The organism is Streptomyces xingningensis, assembly GCF_054957865.1.
This window is the reverse complement of the sequence record NZ_JBDJPF010000002.1, coordinates 123,334-141,519: the sequence shown is the minus strand read 5'-3', so window position 1 is coordinate 141,519 and position 18,186 is coordinate 123,334. Positions and strand designations below refer to the sequence as shown.

At 66.9% G+C, this 18,186-nt stretch carries 16 protein-coding genes and 1 tRNA gene; 11 read left to right on the top strand and 6 right to left on the bottom strand.

Annotation, left to right across the window (positions count from 1 at the left end; genetic code table 11):
- Positions 1-43: 43 nt before the first annotated feature.
- From ABCR83_RS01880 to ABCR83_RS01850, 7 genes are all read left to right on the top strand, one after another.
- Positions 44-517, top strand: a complete 474-nt coding sequence (locus ABCR83_RS01880; protein ID WP_462692592.1) for a PaaI family thioesterase — start codon at positions 44-46, stop codon at positions 515-517.
- Between the two features lie 53 nt (positions 518-570).
- Positions 571-993: a hypothetical protein gene (locus tag ABCR83_RS01875; RefSeq protein ID WP_462692590.1), complete on the top strand. Its 423-nt coding sequence runs from the start codon at positions 571-573 to the stop codon at positions 991-993.
- Between the two features lie 195 nt (positions 994-1,188).
- Entirely contained in the window at positions 1,189-2,424 is a 1,236-nt protein-coding gene (locus ABCR83_RS01870) for a branched-chain amino acid ABC transporter substrate-binding protein (protein ID WP_462692588.1), read from the top strand.
- 93 nt (positions 2,425-2,517) lie between these two features.
- Entirely contained in the window at positions 2,518-3,447 is a 930-nt protein-coding gene (locus ABCR83_RS01865) for a branched-chain amino acid ABC transporter permease (protein WP_462692586.1), read from the top strand.
- A gap of 5 nt (positions 3,448-3,452) precedes the next feature.
- A complete protein-coding gene (locus ABCR83_RS01860) occupies positions 3,453-5,267 on the top strand; it encodes a branched-chain amino acid ABC transporter permease (protein WP_462692584.1) in 1,815 nt (604 codons plus the stop codon).
- Between the two features lie 4 nt (positions 5,268-5,271).
- Positions 5,272-6,120, top strand: coding sequence for an ABC transporter ATP-binding protein (locus tag ABCR83_RS01855; RefSeq protein WP_462692582.1), 849 nt, complete (start codon positions 5,272-5,274; stop codon positions 6,118-6,120).
- On the top strand, positions 6,117-6,833 hold the full coding sequence (locus tag ABCR83_RS01850; RefSeq protein ID WP_462692580.1) for an ABC transporter ATP-binding protein: 717 nt from the start codon (positions 6,117-6,119) through the stop codon (positions 6,831-6,833). The genes ABCR83_RS01855 and ABCR83_RS01850 overlap by 4 nt, the downstream gene beginning before the upstream one ends.
- 54 nt (positions 6,834-6,887) lie before the next feature.
- Here ABCR83_RS01850 and ABCR83_RS01845 read toward each other — a convergent pair whose 3' ends face one another.
- The gene (locus ABCR83_RS01845) at positions 6,888-7,547 is read right to left on the bottom strand and encodes an ANTAR domain-containing response regulator (protein ID WP_462692578.1); all 660 of its coding nucleotides are present in this window, start codon (positions 7,545-7,547) and stop codon (positions 6,888-6,890) included.
- Between the two features lie 101 nt (positions 7,548-7,648).
- Between ABCR83_RS01845 and ABCR83_RS01840 the strand changes: the two genes are divergently transcribed.
- Both ABCR83_RS01840 and ABCR83_RS01835 read left to right on the top strand, forming a co-directional pair.
- A tRNA-Leu gene (locus tag ABCR83_RS01840) sits at positions 7,649-7,721 on the top strand.
- Positions 7,722-7,830: 109 nt separating this feature from the next.
- Positions 7,831-8,604: a helix-turn-helix domain-containing protein gene (locus ABCR83_RS01835; RefSeq protein WP_462692576.1), complete on the top strand. Its 774-nt coding sequence runs from the start codon at positions 7,831-7,833 to the stop codon at positions 8,602-8,604.
- A 3-nt stretch (positions 8,605-8,607) separates the two neighbouring features.
- Here the strand turns inward: ABCR83_RS01835 and pyk are convergent, their stop codons facing one another.
- Together pyk and ABCR83_RS01825 are read right to left on the bottom strand one after the other, a co-directional pair.
- Positions 8,608-10,044: a pyruvate kinase gene (gene pyk / locus ABCR83_RS01830; protein ID WP_462692574.1), complete on the bottom strand. Its 1,437-nt coding sequence runs from the start codon at positions 10,042-10,044 to the stop codon at positions 8,608-8,610.
- Positions 10,045-10,190: 146 nt separating this feature from the next.
- A complete protein-coding gene (locus tag ABCR83_RS01825; RefSeq protein ID WP_462692572.1) occupies positions 10,191-10,895 on the bottom strand; it encodes an SIMPL domain-containing protein in 705 nt (234 codons plus the stop codon).
- A gap of 138 nt (positions 10,896-11,033) precedes the next feature.
- On the opposite strand from ABCR83_RS01825, the gene ABCR83_RS01820 reads away from it, so the two are divergent.
- On the top strand, positions 11,034-12,833 hold the full coding sequence (locus ABCR83_RS01820; RefSeq protein ID WP_462692570.1) for a bifunctional metallophosphatase/5'-nucleotidase: 1,800 nt from the start codon (positions 11,034-11,036) through the stop codon (positions 12,831-12,833).
- On the opposite strand, the gene ABCR83_RS01815 is transcribed toward ABCR83_RS01820, so the two are convergent.
- Positions 12,789-14,249, bottom strand: coding sequence for a lysine N(6)-hydroxylase/L-ornithine N(5)-oxygenase family protein (locus ABCR83_RS01815; RefSeq protein ID WP_462692568.1), 1,461 nt, complete (start codon positions 14,247-14,249; stop codon positions 12,789-12,791). The two genes, ABCR83_RS01820 and ABCR83_RS01815, sit on opposite strands and share 45 nt — an antisense overlap.
- Before the next feature lie 301 nt (positions 14,250-14,550).
- On the opposite strand from ABCR83_RS01815, the gene ABCR83_RS01810 reads away from it, so the two are divergent.
- Positions 14,551-15,105: a F0F1 ATP synthase subunit B gene (locus ABCR83_RS01810; RefSeq protein WP_462692566.1), complete on the top strand. Its 555-nt coding sequence runs from the start codon at positions 14,551-14,553 to the stop codon at positions 15,103-15,105.
- 104 nt (positions 15,106-15,209) lie between these two features.
- Here ABCR83_RS01810 and pepN read toward each other — a convergent pair whose 3' ends face one another.
- Both pepN and ABCR83_RS01800 read right to left on the bottom strand, forming a co-directional pair.
- Positions 15,210-17,729, bottom strand: coding sequence for an aminopeptidase N (gene pepN / locus ABCR83_RS01805; protein ID WP_462692564.1), 2,520 nt, complete (start codon positions 17,727-17,729; stop codon positions 15,210-15,212).
- Between the two features lie 73 nt (positions 17,730-17,802).
- A complete protein-coding gene (locus tag ABCR83_RS01800; RefSeq protein WP_462692562.1) occupies positions 17,803-18,123 on the bottom strand; it encodes a chorismate mutase in 321 nt (106 codons plus the stop codon).
- Positions 18,124-18,186 lie beyond the last annotated feature (63 nt).

The window sequence follows — 18,186 nt, the reverse complement described above, 5'->3', positions numbered from 1 at the left end:
AACCGTTAACACACGCACCAACAGAGACAGGGAGCCGAGATCCATGGGCGAGCAGACCAGGACCATCTTCCCGCAAGAGATCATCGACGCCTGGGCCGACAGCGGTCTCGACCTCCCTTCCCTCTTCCCCCTCTTCTCCGCCGGACACCTCGGAGCACGCATGGGCGTGCACATCGTCGAGGCATCCCCCGAGCGCGTCACCGGCACCATGCCCGTCGAGGGCAACACCCAGCCCTACGGTCTCCTGCACGGCGGCGCATCCGCCGTACTGGCCGAAACCCTCGGCTCCATCGGCGCCATGCTGCACGGCGGCCCCGGCCACATCGCCGTCGGCGTCGACCTCAACTGCACCCACCACCGCGGCGTACGCTCCGGCCTCGTCACCGGCACCGCCACCCCCGTGCACCGCGGCCGCACCACCGCCACCTACGAAATCGTCATCACCGACGAACAGAACAAGCGCGTCTGCTCCGCCCGCCTCACCTGCCTCATCCGCGAGAACGCCCCCGCCGCCTGAGCGGAGCCGCCCCACCACTTCCCTCACCCACCGGCCCGTCCTAACGTTCCGTCATGAGGGCCACATCCGCGACCCAACGGCGCCAACTCACCGCCATACCCGCACTGTTGATCACCACAGCAATCACCCTCACCGGCTGCGGCACCCCCGCAGCCGGCCACCACAGCGAACCCACACCTCCCTCACCCATCAACATCTGCACCAGCCTCATCAGTTACTGGGCCGAACAAACCCTCACCCACGGCAAGTGGGCCGGGCTCGACTGGGCCCAGAAGGGCCTCTCCAGCGCCCAGTTCCGCATTCACGAAGACATCGTCCGCGCCGCGGACATCGAACAGCAACGCCATGGCACCGATGCCGCACGGAAGTTGATTCATCGTCAAGCGCGCCAACGCTGTGCGGCCGCCGACGGCGCCACCTGCTGCGCAGAGCACGCACCCACACCTAGCACACCACCCGCAACACGAGCCCCATAAGCGTGATCGGCGTCATAACAAGACAGTCACAGCATGGCCGCCACCTCTGCCCCGCCTCGTCGCACACCCCCTAGAGTCACGGCCAATCACCGCTCCCGCCGGGCAGTTCGCACATCCGCACAGAAGCACCTCAACCCTGCCCGGCGAGCGATGCGGCGCCTCACCACGGCCGCCGCGACAGGGAAAGGACTCACCGTGCGACACCGTTCCTTGCTCATCCTCACCACCGCGATCACCACCGGAGCTCTCGCCTTAACCGCCTGCGGATCACGCGACGACAAGGGGGGTGGCGATGGTGACGGAGGCAAGAAGACCACCGTGGTGATCGGTGTCGACGCCCCGCTCACCGGCGGCCTCTCCGCCATGGGTCATGGCATCAAGAACTCCGTCGATCTGGCCGCCCGCACCGCCAACAAGAACAACGAGGTCAAGGGCGTCACCTTCAAGGTGCAAGCCCTCGACGACCAGGCCGTCCCCGGCACCGGCCAGCAGAACGCCGCCAAGTTCGCCGCCGACAAGTCCGTGGCCGGCGTCGTCGGGCCGCTCAACTCCGGTGTCGCCCAGTCCATGCAGGGCGTCTTCGACAAGGCGGGACTCACCCAGATCTCCCCCGCCAACACCAACCCTGCTCTCAGCCAGGGCGACAAGTGGGCCTCGGGCGAGAAGAAACGCCCCTTCAAGACCTACTTCCGCACCGCCACCACCGACATCATCCAGGGCAAGTTCGCCGCCCAGTACCTCTACAACGACGGCAAGAAGCGGAAGGTCTTCGTCGTCGACGACCGGCTGGCCTATGGGGCCGGCCTCGCCACCATCTTCACCCAGGAGTTCAAGCGGCTGGGCGGACAGGTCGTCGGCACCGACCATGTGACCGAGAAGGAAACCGACTTCTCCGCCACCGCGAACAAGATCAAGAACTCCGGCGCCGACTCCGTCTACTACGGCGGTCAATACCCCGAAGGCGGCCTGCTCTCCGGCCAGACCAAGAAGGCCGGAGCCCACATCCCCGAGATGGGCGGCGACGGCATCTACGACCCCGGCTTCATCTCCGGCGCCGGCAAGGAGAACGACGGCGACATCGCCACCTCCGTCGGCTACCCCGTCGAACAGCTCGACTCGGCCAAGAACTTCATCCAGAACTACAAGGACGCGGGATACTCGGATCCCTACGCCGCCTACGGCGGCTACTCCTACGACGCGGGCTGGGCCATCGTCCAGTCCGTCAAAAAGGCCGTCGAGGACAACAACGGCAAGGTCCCCGACGATCTGCGCGCAAAGGTCCTCGACGCCATGAGCAAGGTCTCCTTCGACGGCGTCACCGGCAAGACCTCCTTCGACGAGTACGGCGACACCACCAACAAACAGCTGACCGTCTACCAAGTGGTCAACCACCAATGGAAGGCCGTCAAGACCGCCACCTTCAAGGACTGAGCCCCACCACCGCGCAACCGTCGACACGCCGCGCGAGGACGTACACCCACGCCCTCGCGCGGCGCCACATCCGACACCCCTCGGAGGCCCGCGGTGCACGAGCTGCCGCAAACGCTGGTCAGTGGACTCGCCCTGGGGGCCCTCTACGGCCTCGTCGCCATCGGTTACACCATGGTCTACGGCATCGTCCAGCTCATCAACTTCGCCCATGGCGAGATCGTCATGGTCGGCGCCTTCGGCGCCCTCACCATTCACCTCTGGCTCCCCGACGCCCCCCTCGGCGCCGTCCTGCCCCTGATGCTCATCGGCGGTGTGATCGCCTCGGTCGCCGTCGCCACCGCCGCCGAACGCTTCGCCTACCGCCCCCTGCGCACCGCGCCCCGACTGGCCCCGCTCATCACCGCCATCGGCCTGTCCATCGCCCTCCAGCAGATCGTCTGGTCCTTCTACCCCAAGGCCAAGACACCCCGCGACTTCCCCCGGTTCAAGGGCAATGCCTTCGAACTCGCCTCCAACGTCCATGTCCAGCGCGGCGACCTCTTCGTCCTCGTCGCCGCCCCACTGTGCATGATCACCCTCGGCTTCTTCGTCGCCAGGAGCCGCACCGGCCGCGCCATGCAGGCCACCGCACAGGACCCCGACACCGCACGCCTGATGGGCATCAACACCGACCGCATCATCGTCCTGGCCTTCGCCATCGGCGGCGCCTTCGCCGCCGTCGCCGCCGTCGCCCAGGGACTGCGCATCGGACGAATCGACTTCGCCATGGGCTTCATCCTCGGTCTCAAGGCATTCACCGCCGCCGTCCTCGGCGGCATCGGCAACATCCACGGAGCCATGCTCGGCGGAGTGGTCCTCGGCATCGCCGAGTCCGCCGCCTCCACCTACATCCAGGACATACCCGGCATGCAACAACTCGGCGGCGGCGGCTGGAAAGACGTCTGGGCCTTCGTCCTGCTCATCGTCGTCCTACTCGTCAGGCCACAAGGCCTGCTCGGCGAACGCGTCGCGGATCGGGCGTGAGACCCATGACCCTACAGAACACCGCACAGGACTCCACCGCGCAGAACACCATCGAGACCACCCCCGTCATCCCCCTCCCCCTCAACGTCGCCCGCATCCTCACCACCGCCGGCGCCGCGCTCACCACCGTCTCCACCTTCACCGCCTGGACCTGGACCGACAGTTTCCCCGGCAACCTCACCATCAACGGCTACCCGGGCGGCCTCCAACTCCTCACCCTCACCGGCGCACTCCTCACCCTGATCCACACCCTCGCCGCCTGGGGAACCCCCGGCCTCCGCTGGCTCAACCCCGCCGGCGGCCACAACGCCACCACCTACCTCGCCGCCGGAACCTTCGCCACCACCTGGTACACCATCATCGCCATCGCCGTACAACTCAACGGCCTGGTCAACCTCGAACCCGGCGGCTACTTCGCCGCCATCACCGCCCTCCTCACCCTCCTCAGCGCCCTCTCCCTCCCCATCGACCGTCGCACCGCCGCCTCCTACCCCGACCACGGCCTCTACGCCACCCCCCTACTGGGCCCGGCCCTGCGCGGCACCCTGCGCACCGTACGCCCGGGCCGCACAACCCGACGGCTGCCCCCCACCCGACCACTGCCCGCCTGGGCCGAAATCCTCATCATCGCAGCCTCGTTCGGCCTCGCCCTCTATGTCCTTACCTACGGCATCGGCACCTCCTACGGAGAGCTCTTCACCGGCTTCCTCTTCCTCACCGGCTTCACCACCGCCGCACTCTTCAAAGCCGGGCTCTTCGACCGCCTCTCCACCCTCACCACCAAACACCGCAACATCACCGTCACCGCGGCCTTTATCGCCGCCGCGCTCTTCCCCCTCACCCAGGACACCGACGAATACACCCTCATCGTCGTCAACATCCTGATCTTCTCCACCGTCGCCCTCGGCCTCAATGTCGTCGTCGGCCTCGCCGGACTCCTGGACCTCGGATATGTCGCCTTCCTCGGCGTCGGCGCCTACACCGCCGCCCTGGTCTCCGGCTCCACCGCCTCCACCCTGCACATCCACTTCCCCTTCTGGGCCGCCGTCCTCACCGGCGCCGCCGCCTCCCTGGTCTTCGGCGTCGTCATCGGCGCCCCCACCCTGCGACTGCGCGGCGACTACCTCGCCATCGTCACCCTCGGCTTCGGCGAGATCTTCCGCATCACCGTCGGCAACCTCAACGGCGAATCCGGACCCTCACTCACCAACGGCCCCAACGGCATCCCCAACATCCCCGACCTCGAACTCTTCGGCTACAACTTCGGAGAAAAACACTCCCTCGGCGGCCTCACCCTCAACCCCTTCGCCAACTACTACCTCCTGATGCTGCTGTTCACCATCATCGTCGTACTCGTCTTCAGCCGCGCCGGCAACTCCCGCATCGGCCGCGCCTGGATAGCCATCCGCGAGGACGAAACAGCAGCCACCGCCATGGGCATCAACGGCTTCCGCCTCAAACTCCTCGCCTTCGCCCTCGGCGCCACCCTCGCCGGCCTCGCCGGCACCGTACAAGCCCACGTCGCCTACACCGCCGTGCCCGAACAGTACGTCTTCGCCGGACCCGTACCCCCCAACTCCGCCTTCCTGCTCGCCGCCGTCATCCTCGGCGGCATGGGCACCATCACCGGACCACTGCTCGGCGCCGCCCTGCTCTACCTCATCCCCGCCAAACTCCAATTCCTCCAGGACTACCAACTCCTGGCCTTCGGCGCCGCACTCATCCTCCTGATGCGCTTCCGCCCCGAAGGAATCATCCCCAACCGCCGCCGCCAACTCGAATTCCACGACCCCACCACGGCCACCAGGGCGGAGGCCTGAACCCATGACGACCACCGCCACACCCCTGCTCACGGCAACCGGCGTCACCATGCGCTTCGGCGGCCTCACCGCCGTACGAGCCGTCGACCTCACCGTCGCCCCAGGCCAAATCGTCGGCCTCATCGGCCCCAACGGCGCCGGAAAAACCACCTTCTTCAACTGCCTCACCGGGCTCTACGTACCCACCGAAGGCACCGTCACCTACCAAGGCAACATCCTTCCCCCCAAACCCCACCTCGTCACCCAAGCAGGCATCGCCCGCACCTTCCAGAACATCCGCCTCTTCGCCAATATGACCGTCCTCGAAAACATCCTCGTCGGCCGCCACACCCGCACCAAAGAAGGCCTCCTCTCCGCCCTCCTGCGCACCCCCGCCTTCCACCGCGCCGAAACAGCCTCCACCCAACGCGCCAAAGAACTCCTGGAGTTCACCGGACTCACCACCAAGGCCGACCACCTCGCCCGCAACCTCCCCTACGGCGAACAACGCAAGCTCGAAATCGCCCGCGCCCTCGCCAGCGACCCCGGCCTGCTGCTCCTCGACGAACCCACCGCCGGAATGAACCCCCAGGAGACCCGCGCCACCGAGGAACTGGTCTCCGCCATCCGCGACCAGGGCACCGCCGTCCTGGTCATCGAGCACGACATGCGCTTTATCTTCAACCTCTGCGACCATGTCGCCGTACTCGTCCAGGGCGAAAAACTCGTCGAGGGCACCTCCGAGGTGGTCCAGCGCGACGAACGCGTCATCGCCGCCTACCTCGGCACCCCCTTCGAAGGCGCACCCGGCCAGGAGGAAGTCGCCGAAGTCGAAGCAGCCGAAGCCCACTCGGAGGGGGACGAGACCCGATGACCGCCCTGCTCGAGGTCGACAACCTCCGCATCGCCTACGGCAAGATCGAAGCCGTCAAAGGCATCAGCTTCACCGTGGAAACCGGCCAAATCGTCACCCTCATCGGCACCAACGGCGCCGGAAAAACCACCACCCTCCGCACCCTCTCCGGCCTCCTCACCCCCCTGGCCGGCACCATCCGCTTCAACGGCCAACCCCTCACCGGCATCCCCGCCCACCGCATCGTCGCCCTCGGCCTCGCCCACTCCCCCGAAGGCCGCCACATCTTCCCCCGCCTCACCATCGCCGAAAACCTCCAGCTCGGCGCCTTCCTCCGCAAGGACTCGGCGGGCATCACCCAGGACATGCAGCGCGCCTATGACCTCTTCCCCATCCTCGGCGAACGAGCAAAGCAGGCGGCCGGCACCCTCTCCGGAGGCGAACAGCAGATGCTGGCCATGGGCCGCGCCCTGATGTCCCGCCCCAAACTCCTGATGCTCGACGAGCCCTCCATGGGCCTCTCCCCGATCATGATGCAGAAGATCATGGCCACCATCACCGAGCTGAAGGCCTCCGGCACCACGATCCTGCTGGTCGAGCAGAACGCCCAGGCGGCGCTGACCCTCGCCGACCGGGGGCACGTCATGGAGACCGGACGCATCGTGCTGTCCGGTACGGGCGCGGAACTACTGCACGACGAGTCGGTGCGCAAGGCATACCTCGGCGAGGACTGAACGCGAACGGGGCCCGTGCCACCGTCGGCACGGGCCCCGTCCACCAGGCCACCGCTACTGCTGTTCCTTGGCCGACTTCTTCTCCCGCGCGTCCTCGATGACCGCCTCGGCCACCTGCTGCATGGACAGCCGGCGGTCCATCGACGTCTTCTGGATCCAGCGGAACGCGGCGGGCTCGGTCAGCCCGTACTGCGTCTGCAGAATGCTCTTCGCCCGGTCCACCAGCTTGCGCGTCTCCAGCCGCTGGGAAAGGTCGGCGACCTCCTGCTCCAGCGCCTTCAGCTCGGTGAAACGGGAGACGGCCATCTCGATCGCGGGCACCACATCGCTCTTGCTGAACGGCTTCACCAGGTACGCCATCGCACCGGCGTCGCGGGCCCGCTCGACCAGCTCGCGCTGGGAGAAGGCAGTGAGCATCAGGACGGGGGCGATGGAATCGGCGGCGATCCGCTCGGCGGCGGAGATGCCGTCCAGGATCGGCATCTTCACATCCAGGATCACCAGGTCCGGCCGGTGCTCACGGGCCAGCGCGACCGCCGTCTCGCCATCGCCCGCCTCGCCCACGACGGTGTAGCCCTCTTCTTCGAGCATCTCCTTGAGGTCAAGGCGGATCAGCGCCTCGTCCTCGGCGATCACTACGCGGGTGGTGTGCGGAGGGGTGTGCGCCTGCTCGTCGTCGACGGGCGGCTGGGGCTCGGGCTCGGCGGCGGTCACGGGGCTCCTTGGTCCAGGGCAGGGTTCTGCTGCATGAGCCTACCTAGGTCATGTAGCTTTGACTCACGACCTAACTACGCTAACCTTGGTTTCGTAGGCAAGCCCTGGTAGTCCAATGGCAGAGACGATACTCTCAAACAGTATTCAGTGTGGGTTCGAATCCCACCCAGGGCACTCTACCTTCGATTCAAAGGGTCGCCGGTAGCCAGTGATCTTCACTCGCCACGGTGAACAATTCTTCGATGCGTCCTGCGGCTGCAGATTTTCAGCCAGGCTCGCAGCCATGTACGATCTTGAGACGCGCACCCGCGCGATATCCCTGATGCGGGGCGGCGTACCCAACAACACAGTTGCCAGCCAGCTCGGCATCCCGCTGGGAACGATCAGCTGGTGGCGGTTCGAAGACCGAAGGCGCCGAGGCGAAGTCTTCAAGCATCCCACCGACTGCCCCAGGTGCACGGGCCGAGAATTCGATCACGAGGCGTATGCCTATCTCCTCGGCTTGTATCTGGGCGACGGCCACATCATCTCCAAGCCGAAGCAGCATCACTTGTCCATCTACTGCGGCGACGTCTGGCCTGGTCTGATCGACGCCGCCGAGGCAGCCATCCGCAAGGTCATGCCACAGCCCAGCGTGAGACGGCGCCAACAGAGAGGCTGCACCGAGGTGAAGTCTCATACGCAGCACTGGACTTGCATGTTTCCTCAGCACGGCCCCGGCAAGAAGCATGACCGACGCATCGCCCTTGAGTCCTGGCAACAGCAGATCGTGGACGCACACCCATGGGAGTTCCTACGGGGGCTCGTCCATTCCGACGGCTGTCGGATCATCAACTGGACCACCAAGATGGTGGGCGGGGTACGCAAACGCTACGAGTACCCGAGGTACATGTTCGCCAACAAGTCGGACGACATCCGGAAGCTCTACACAGCCACACTCACCAAGGTGGGTGTCGAATGGAGCGTGCTGGCCCGCGGCAGTGACCCCTTCAACGTCTCCGTAGCCCGTCGCGCCTCAGTAGCCCTCATGGACGCCCACATCGGCCCGAAGTACTGACCCTCACCCCCGAGGCGCGTCGTCCTCTCCAACATGGTGCACCCGCACCAGATTCGTGGAACCCGGCGTCCCCGGGGGCGACCCGGCCGTGATGATGACCATGTCTCCCTTCCGGCACCGCCCGATCCTCAGCAAATACTCGTCCACCTGCTCGACCATCTCATCGGTCGTCTGCACCATCGGCCCGAGGAATGTCTCAACTCCCCACGTCAAGTTGAGCATTGCCCGGGTCCCCGGCTCCGGCGTGAAAGCCAGCAGCGGGATCGGCGAACGATAGCGCGACAACCTCCGTACCGTGTCACCGGATTGAGTGAAGGCGACCAGGAACTTCGCCCCCAGGAAGTCACCCATCTCGGCGGCGGCGCGCGCCACCGCGCCGCCCTGGGTGCGGGGCTTGCTGCGTTCGGTCAGTGGGGGGAGACCCTTGGCCAGGACGTCCTCCTCGGCCGCCATCACAATGCGGCCCATCGTCCTGACCGTCTCGACCGGGTACTTACCGATGCTGGTCTCGCCCGAGAGCATCACGGCATCCGTGCCGTCGATGACGGCATTGGCGACGTCGGATGCCTCCGCGCGCGTCGGGCGGGAGGCGTCGATCATCGAGTCCAGCATCTGCGTGGCGACAATGACCGGCTTCGCATTGCGCTTTGCCAGCTTGATGGCGCGCTTCTGCACGATCGGGACCGTTTCCAGGGGCATTTCGACGCCGAGATCGCCTCGCGCGACCATGATGCCGTCGAAGGCCAGGATGATCTCGTCGAGGTTCTTGACCGCCTGTGGCTTTTCGATCTTGGCGATGACGGGCAGCCGATGGCCCTCCTCGTCCATCACCCGGTGGACATCGTCGATGTCCTGCGCGGTGCGGACGAACGACAGGGCGACGATATCGGCGCCGATGCGCAGCGCCCAGCGCAGGTCTTCGACGTCCTTCGTGGAGAGCGCGGGGACGGAGACGGCGACGCCGGGGAGGTTGAGGCCCTTGTTGTCGGAGACCATGCCGCCTTCGATGACGATGGTCTTGACGCGGGGGCCGTGGACCTCGGTGACCTCGAGGCAGACGCGGCCGTCGTCGACGAGGATGCGTTCGCCTTTGCCGACGTCGGCGGCGAGGCCGTCATAGGTGGTGCCGCAGCTGTGGCGGTCGCCCAGTACGTCTTCGACGGTGATGGTGAACTCGTCGCCGCGTTCAAGGAGTACGGGGCCTTCCTGGAAGCGGCCCAGGCGGATCTTCGGGCCTTGAAGGTCGGCGAGGATTCCCACGCTGCGGCCGGTTTCCTCTGCCGCCTTCCGCACCCGCTGGTATCGCGCCTCGTGGTCGGCGTAGGTGCCGTGGCTGAGGTTGAATCGGGCGACGTCCATGCCGGCTTCGACGAGTGCCTTGATCTGCTCGTACGAGTCGGTGGCGGGCCCCAGGGTGCAGACGATTTTTGCTCGGCGCATGGCATGACCTTATGGGCTACTGCCGGGTAGCGGATTGGTGGACTGCTACCGCCCAACGTCCTTTGGGTAAAAGCTTGTTGACAACTAGTGAAACGTGCGCGGGGGTGCTCCGATGAGCGGCCGGAGCGCCCCCGATGGCGCCCGGCTCAGAGTTCCGGTCGGGTTATCGTCAGACGCGCATTGACGTGGGCGTAGACGGTCTGCCGCTGTGGTTCGAGGTCCAGTGCGGGGACGCCGGCGCCGCCTCCTGCATAGCCGGCCAAGCGTGGCATGCCGCCGCCCGCCGCCATGGCGACCGGGCCGGGGTGGTCGGCCTCGAGGTCGGCGAGTTCGAGGAGGGCGACGAGTTGGGCGCCCAGCGCCTGGGCGTATTCGCGGGCCCGTTGTACGGCGTCGTGTACTGCTTGCCGGCGGGCCTCGCCGTGTACGGGCGAGTCGGGGCGCAGGCCCCACCAGGGGCCGTCGACTCGGGTGAGTTCGAGGTCGGCGAGTCGGGTGGTGAGTTCGCCGAGCACGGTGAAGTCGGAGATGGTGGCGGTGATGTGGACATGGCCGCGGTAGGAGCGGATGCGTTCGTGGCGGCCCTTGTCATTGAGTTGGGGGGTGATGGTGAATGCTCCGGTTTCCAGCTTTTCGACGGCCTCGCCATGGGACTTGATGAGGTCGAGTACCTGGCTGTTGCGGCGGGTGAGGTCGTCGAGGGCCTTGCGGCGGTCGGTGCCACGGGTGCTGATGGTGACATCGAGGTGGGCGATCTCGGGGTCCACTTCCAGGCGGGCTTCGCCGAGTACGGCGAGGCGCGGTGCGTCGGGGGTGCCATAGGGCAGGGGTTGCTGCTCGGTTGACGTCATGGTGCAAGCCTCTCAGCAGTCATCGGATCGCAACCTTGGAAGGGTGTTGCGGGAGTGGTGGTCGCGGTCAGAATCTACGCGCGTTGTACCGGAGTTGACATTGTTGACGTTGTAGACGTAGCAGAGGATGGACCACTGATGCCGCTCAACCGTAGGAAGTTTCTGGGGCGTACGGCCGCGACGGGCGCCGGGGTGGCGCTCTCGGGCGCGGTGGGTGCCGGGCCGGCGGTGGCGTCGGCCGACCGTCGACGGCATAGGCGTCGGTACTCGTTCACCGTCATGGGCACCACCGACCTCCATGGCAATGTGTTCGACTGGGACTATTTCACCGATGCCAAGTTCGAGGACAAGGCGCACAATGCCGTGGGTCTGGCGAAGGTTTCCACACTGGTGAACCGGGTGCGCGCCGAGAAGGGCCGGCGCAACACGCTGCTCATCGATGCCGGTGACACGATTCAGGGCACGCAATTGGCGTACTACTACGCCCGGGTGGAGCCGATCACGGGTGCGCATGGTCCGGTGCATCCGATGGCGAAGGCGATGAATGCCATGGGCTATGACGCGGCGGCGCTGGGCAATCATGAGTTCAATTATGGAATTCCGGTGCTGCGGAAGTTCGAGCAGCAGTGTCATTTCCCGTTGCTCGGCGCCAATGCGCTGGATGCGAAGACGCTTCGCCCGGCGTTCCGTCCGTATGTCATCAGGCGGGTGCGGACTCCGCATGGTCGTGATGTGCGGGTGGCGGTGCTGGGGTTGACGAATCCGGGGATCGCGATCTGGGACAAGGCGAACGTGCAGGGGAGGATGGTTTTTCCGGGGCTTGTGGAGCAGGCGGCGAAGTGGGTGCCGAAGCTGCGGTCGATGGGTGCGGATGTGGTGATTGTGGCGGCGCATTCGGGGACGAGTGGTACGTCTTCCTATGGTGATGCGGTGCCGTATGTGGAAAATGCGGCGGCGTTGGTGGCGGAGCAGGTTCCCGGGATCGATGCGATTCTGGTCGGCCATGCCCATGTGGAGATTCCTGAGTACCGGGTGACGAACAAGAAGTCGGGTAGGCCGGTGGTGTTGTCCGAGCCGTTGAAGTGGGGGCAGCGGCTGACGCTGTTCGACTTCGATCTGGTGTGGGGCCGGGGCTGTTGGCAGGTCGAGTCGGTTTCGGCGAAGGTGTTGAACTCGAATACGGTCGCCGAGGATGGCCGGATCGCTCAGCTGGTGCACGGTCAGCATCGGAGGGTGGTGGCTTATGTCAATGAGCGGATCGGTGCTTCGACGGCGGCGATGAGTGCGGCGGAGGCTCCGTACAAGGACACCCCGATCATCGATTTCATCAACCATGTGCAGGCCCGGACGGTGAAGGCCGCGCTGGCGGGTACGGAGTGGGCGTCGTTGCCGGTGTTGTCGCAGGCGTCGTGTTTTTCCCGCACGGCGGCGATTCCGGCCGGTGCGGTGTCGTTGCGTCAGGTGGCGGGGCTCTATCCGTTTGAGAACACGCTGGAGGCACGCCTGCTGACCGGGGCGCAGTTGCGGGAGTATCTGGAGTTTTCGGCTCGGTATTATGTGCGGACGCCTGCGGGTGGTCCGGTGGATCCGGCGAAGCTGACGAATTCCGAGGGTATTCCGGATTACAACTATGACGCGGTGAGTGGCCTTTCGTATGAGATCGATGTCGCGCGGGCGGTGGGGTCGCGGATCGCGCGGTTGTCTTTTGATGGGAAGCCGCTCGATGATTCGGCGCGGTTTGTGCTGGCCGTGAACAACTATCGGGCCAGTGGTGGTGGGAATTTTCCGCATGTGGTGCGGGCGAAGCAGGTGTGGGCGAATTCGGAGGAGATCCGCAACACGATCATCGGCTGGGTGAAGGCGGAGCGGACGATTGATGTGGGGCGGTTTGCGTCAGTGGACTGGAAGTTGACGCGGGATGGCGTTCCGCTGTTCTGAGTGAGAGGTGCCCGAGAGGGTGGTGGTGTTGGTGTGGGGCCGTGGCAAGGGTCGCGGCTCCAGACCGAAGGTGGTGAAGGCGGTGCGGTGAGGCAGGGCGTAGTGGGTGGTTCCGGTGATGTTGTTGAGGATGGTGGCGCTGCGCCAGGCGGTGAGGCCCAATTCGGGGGTGCCGACGCCATGGGTATGGGTTTGGGCGTTCTGTACGTGGATGGCGCCCTTGACGAGGGGGTCGAGGACGAGGCGGTGGTGTTGGTCGATGCGGGGGCGGCCGGAGGAGTCGCGGCGGATGTAGGGGTCGAGGGCGGCGAGGAGGGTGTCGACGCGGCGTTCGCGGTAGCCGGTGGCGAGGATGACGGCGTCGGTGGTGAGGCGGGAGCGGGTGCCCTGTGGGGGGTGCTCGAGGTGGAGTTCGACGCGGGTGGTGCCGACGCGTCCGGCGGTGCGTACGAAGACTCCTGGGGTGAGGGTGGTGTCGGGCCAGTCTCCATGGAGGCTGCGGCGGTAGAGCTCTTCGTGGATGGCGGTGATGGTGTGGGGGTCGATGCCCTTGTGGAGTTGCCATTGCTGGGGCAGGAGTTGGTCGCGTACGGGTTCGGGGAGGGCGTGGAAGTAGTGGGTGTAGTCGGGGGTGAAGTGTTCGAGGCCGAGCCTGCTGCGTTCCATGGGGGCGAAGGCGGGGGTGCGGGCGAGCCAGTGGAGTTTTTCGCGGCCGGTGGGGCGGTGGCGCAGCAGGTCGAGGAAGATTTCGGCGCCCGATTGTCCGGAGCCGATGACGGTGATGTGGTCGGTGTTCAGGAGTTGGTCGCGGTGGTCGAGGTAGTCGGCGGAGTGGATGACGGGGACGCCGGGGGCTTCGGCGAGGGGGCGCAGGGGTTCGGGGATGTGGGGGGTGGTGCCGACGCCCAGGACGAGGTTGCGGGCGTAGGCGCGGCCGAGGGCTTCGGCTTCGCCGTCGGGGTCGAGTTGGGTGTAGTCGATTTCGAAGAGGATGCGTTCGGGGTTCCAGCGGATGGCGTCGATGTGGTGGCCGAAGTGGAGTCCGGTGAGGTGTTGGCTGACCCAGCGGCAGTAGGCGTCGTATTCGGCGCGTTGGATGTGGAAGCGCTGGGCGAAGTAGAAGGGGTAGAGGCGTTCGCGGGCCTTGAGGTAGTTGAGGAAGGTCCAGGGGCTGGTGGGGTCGGCGAGGGTGACGAGGTCGGCGAGGAAGGGGTCTTGGAGGGTGGTGCCGTTGATCAGGAGGCCGGGGTGCCAGTGGAAGGTGTGGTTTTCGTCGTAGAAGGCGGTGTGGAGGTCGGTGAGGGGGTGGGCGAGGGCGGCGAGAGAGAGGTTGAAGGGGCCGATGCCGATGCCTGCGAGGTCGAGGGGGCGGTCAGGGGCGTTGTTGGGGTTGGTGGGGGTGGGAGGGTTGGTCATGCGGTGGTGTGACCTTCCACTGGATTCGAATACGAGTTCGAGATGGTTGGCGTACCGCCTCACCGGAGAAGCCCCGGAGGGCATCCCCGGGGATTTCCGGCGTGCCGGATGCGTGCTCCGGCGTGACGGCCGACTCAAGCTACCGGCTGTACGCGATCAGTGACGCCTTGTGGAGAACGGTTCGCTCAATGGTGGTACTGCCCTGTGATGAGAGGCAGTTGAGCCCGCCGGGGAGGGCGTGCCGGGGCATTGGCGGGGTGCGCGGCGGAGCCGGGGGGCGGCTTCGACTACCCTGCACCCCATGGCCATGATGAATCTCGCTCTCGACATCGGACCGCTCAAGCCCGATCTCGCCCCGCTGGTGCTGGGGCTCGTCCTCTTCTTCATCGTTTTCCTGGTGATCGCGAAGGGCATCCTCCCCCGGCTCAACAAGGTCCTCGCCGAGCGCGAGCAGGCCACCGAGGGCCGCATCGGAGAGGCGGAGGAGACGCGCGCGGAGGCGGAGCGGGTCCACGCCGAGTACCAGGAGCTGCTGGCCGAGGCGCGGCACGAGGCGGCCCGGCTGCGGCAGGAGTCGGTGGAGCAGGGCAATGCGATCATCGCGGAGCTGCGGGCCGAGGGTCAGCGGCAGCGTGAGGAGATCATCTCGGCGGGCCATGCGGTGATCGACGCCGAGCGTGCGGTTGCCGAGGCCGAGCTGCGGGACCAGGTCGGGGCGCTGGCCACGGAGCTGGGCGGCCGGATCGTCGGTGAGTCGGTCGAGGAGCAGGTGCGGCAGAGCGGGGTCGTCGACCGCTTCCTCGAGGAGCTGCGGACGGCGCAGCCGTCGGACGCGGTGGAGGACAAGCGCGGCTGACCCGCGGCAGAGCTTTGGGCCTGGGCGCCCGCTCCCTTCCGGGGGCGGGCGCCCTTCTCCTTTTTCCGGCTGCCCGGTTCTCGGCTGCCCGGCCGGTCGTCGTGTCAGCCGGTCGTCCTGGCGCGGGTGATCGAGGTGCGGATGGTCAGGGCGCGGCGCAGGTCGTCGAGGCGGTCGGTGAGCTGGCGGCGCAGGGCGGGGAGGAGGTCGGTGTCGCGGAGGCAGGCCTCGCCGAGGTCGAGGGTGCGTTCCTCGATGAGGTGGCGGGGGAATCCATGGTTGCCGACGGCGGTGGCGATGGTGTAGCCCCGGCGGGCGGCGAGGGCGGTGGCGTCGGGGAAGTAGCGGTCGCGGTAGGGGCGTACCAGGTCGAGCTGCTCGGGCTGCCAGAAGCCCTGGGCGGTGGCGTTGAAGAGGTAGTTGGAGAGGTCGTCGCCGCCGTACATGGCCTGCCAGGCGGTTTCCTTGGCGGCGGGGTCGGGGAGGGCGGCGCGGCAGCGGGCGGCGCCTTCCTGGCCGGTGGAGCTGGGGTCGCGGGCGAGTTCGGCGTCGATCTCGGCGGGGGTGGTGGCGCCGAGGACGGCGAGGCGGGTGAGGGCGCGCCAGCGGAGTTCGGGGTCGAGTGCGGGGCCGCCGGGGACGGTGTCGGTGTGCAGCCAGTGGTGGAGGGTGTCGGGGTCGGTGGTGCTGTCGATGAGGGTGCGTACGGCGGTGAGGCGCAGTCCGGCGTGGTCCTGGTTTCCCGCGGTGCGGTTCAGGAGTTCGGTGGCGAGGTCGGTGAGGATGGTCAGGGCGTGCGGTCGCTGGTCGGTGGGGGTGTAGTGGTCGGTGATTTCGGTGCGGGCGAAGGCCAGGACGCCTCTGGTGACGGCAGTGTCGGTTTCCTCGGGGAGGTGGCTGCGGACGGCGTCGAGGTAGGCGGCGGGGGCGAGTTCGCCGTCGCGGACCAGGTCGCGGGCGGTGTTCCAGGTGACGGCGCGGCTGAGGGGGTCGGGGAGGGCGGAGAGTGCCTGCAGGGCGGTGTTCCAGGAATGGGGGTCAAGGCGGGTCTTGGTGTAGGTGAGGTCGTGGTCGTTGAGCAGTAGGAGGTCGGGGCGGGTGCCGGTGAGGTGGAGGGTGTGGGTGGAGCCGTCGGCCGGGAGGTCGGTGGTGAGGAGTGGCCGGGGGGTGAGTGTTCCCTGGTCGGTGTGGTCGTAGAGGCCGATGGCGAGGTGGTGGGGGCGGGTGCCGTTGTGGTGGAGGTTGAGGCGCCAGCCGTCGTTCTCGGGGGCGAGGTGGGCGGTGATGGTGTCGACGCCGGTGGTGCGCAGCCATTGCCGGGCCCAGGTGTGGACGTCGCGGTCGGAGTTGCGGGCGAGGGAGTCGATGAAGTCGGCGAGGGTGGCGTTGGCGAAGCGGTGGCGGGCGAAGTGGTCGTTGATCCCGGCCAGGAAGTCCTTTTCACCGAGCCAGGCGACGAGTTGGCGTATGGCGCTGGCGCCCTTGGCGTAGGAGATGCCGTCGAAGTTGAGCATCGCGGTGGCGGTGTCCTGGACGGCTTCGGGCGTGGGGGCGACGGGGTGGGTGGTGGGGCGTTGGTCGGCGTCGTATCCCCAGGCCTTGCGGACGAAGGCGAATTCGGTCCAGGTGCCGGTGAACCGGGTGGTCTCGCCGAGGACCTGGTAGCCCATGTATTCGGCGAAGGCCTCGTTGAGCCAGATGTCGTCCCACCACTGGAAGGTGACGAGGTCGCCGAACCACATGTGCGCCATTTCATGGGCGATGACCATGCCGCGGGTCTGGCGTTCGGTTTCGGTGACGGCGGAGCGGTGGATGAATCGCTCGCTGAAGGTGACGAGTCCGGGGTTTTCCATGGCGCCGGCGTTGAACTCGGGGACGAATGCCTGGTCGTAGGAGTCGAACGGGTAGGGCTCGGCAAAGAGTTGGCGGTAGCGGTCGAAGCTGCGGCGGGTGATCTCGAAGATTTCGTCGGCGTCGGCGTCGAGGTGGGGGGCGAGGGAGCGTCGGCAGTGGAGGCCGAAGGGCAGGCCGGCGTGTTCGGTACGGATGGAGTGCCAGGGGCCGGCGGCGAAGTTGATGAGGTAGGTGCTGAGCGGTGGGGTGGTGGCGAAGTGCCAGCGGCTGTCCTCGGCTTGGGTGGCGATGCCGTTGCCGAGGACGGTCCATTCGGGCGGGGCGGTCACCGTGGCGGTGAAGGTGGCCTTGAGGTCGGGCTGGTCGAAGACGGCGAAGACGCGTTGCACGTCTTCCATGAAGAACTGGGTGTAGGCATAGGTTTCGCCGTCGGCCGGGTCGGTGAAGCGGTGCATGCCCTCGCCGGTGTGGGAGTAGCGCATGTCGGCTTCGATGCGCAGTTCATGCGGGCCGGCGGTGAGTCCGGCGAGGGGGAGGCGGTTGTCGTTGAGGGTGGTGGGGTCGAGGGGGTGGCCGTCGAGGGTGGCTTGGTGGAGGGTGGCGGGGCGGAGTTCGACGAAGGTGTCGGCCGTTTCGCGAGTGGTGAAGCGGATGAGGGTGATGGAGCCGAAGTGTGCGTCACCGCGGGTGAGATCGAGGTCGATGTCATAGCTGTGGACCTCGAGGAGCCGGGCTCGGGTCTGTGCTTCGTCGCGCGTCAGTACGGTCATGCGGATCATGCTGCCGCAACGCCTGTGACGCGGGCATAAAGGCCGTGGGGGCCCATGGGGACCCCACGGTGAGTTATTCGGCCCGGGCGATCGTCTCGTGGTGGCGGATGACCTCGGCGACGATGAAGTTGAGGAACTTCTCCGCGAAGGCCGGGTCGAGCTTGGCGTTTTCCGCCAGGGTGCGCAGCCGGGCGATCTGGCGTGCTTCGCGGGCCGGGTCGGCGGGGGGCATTTTGTGGGCGGCCTTGAGGTGGCCGACCTGCTGGGTGCATTTGAAGCGTTCGGCGAGCATGTGGATGACGGCCGCGTCGATGTTGTCGATGCTGTCGCGCAGCCGGGTGAGCTCGGCCTGCACGGCGGGGTCGGTGGGGCCGGTGTGGGTGCTGTCGTTCATGTTCCCCCAGCTTAGGGGGTGTCCGATGGGTCGGTGCGGGCCTTGCGCTGTTGGGTGCGGAGC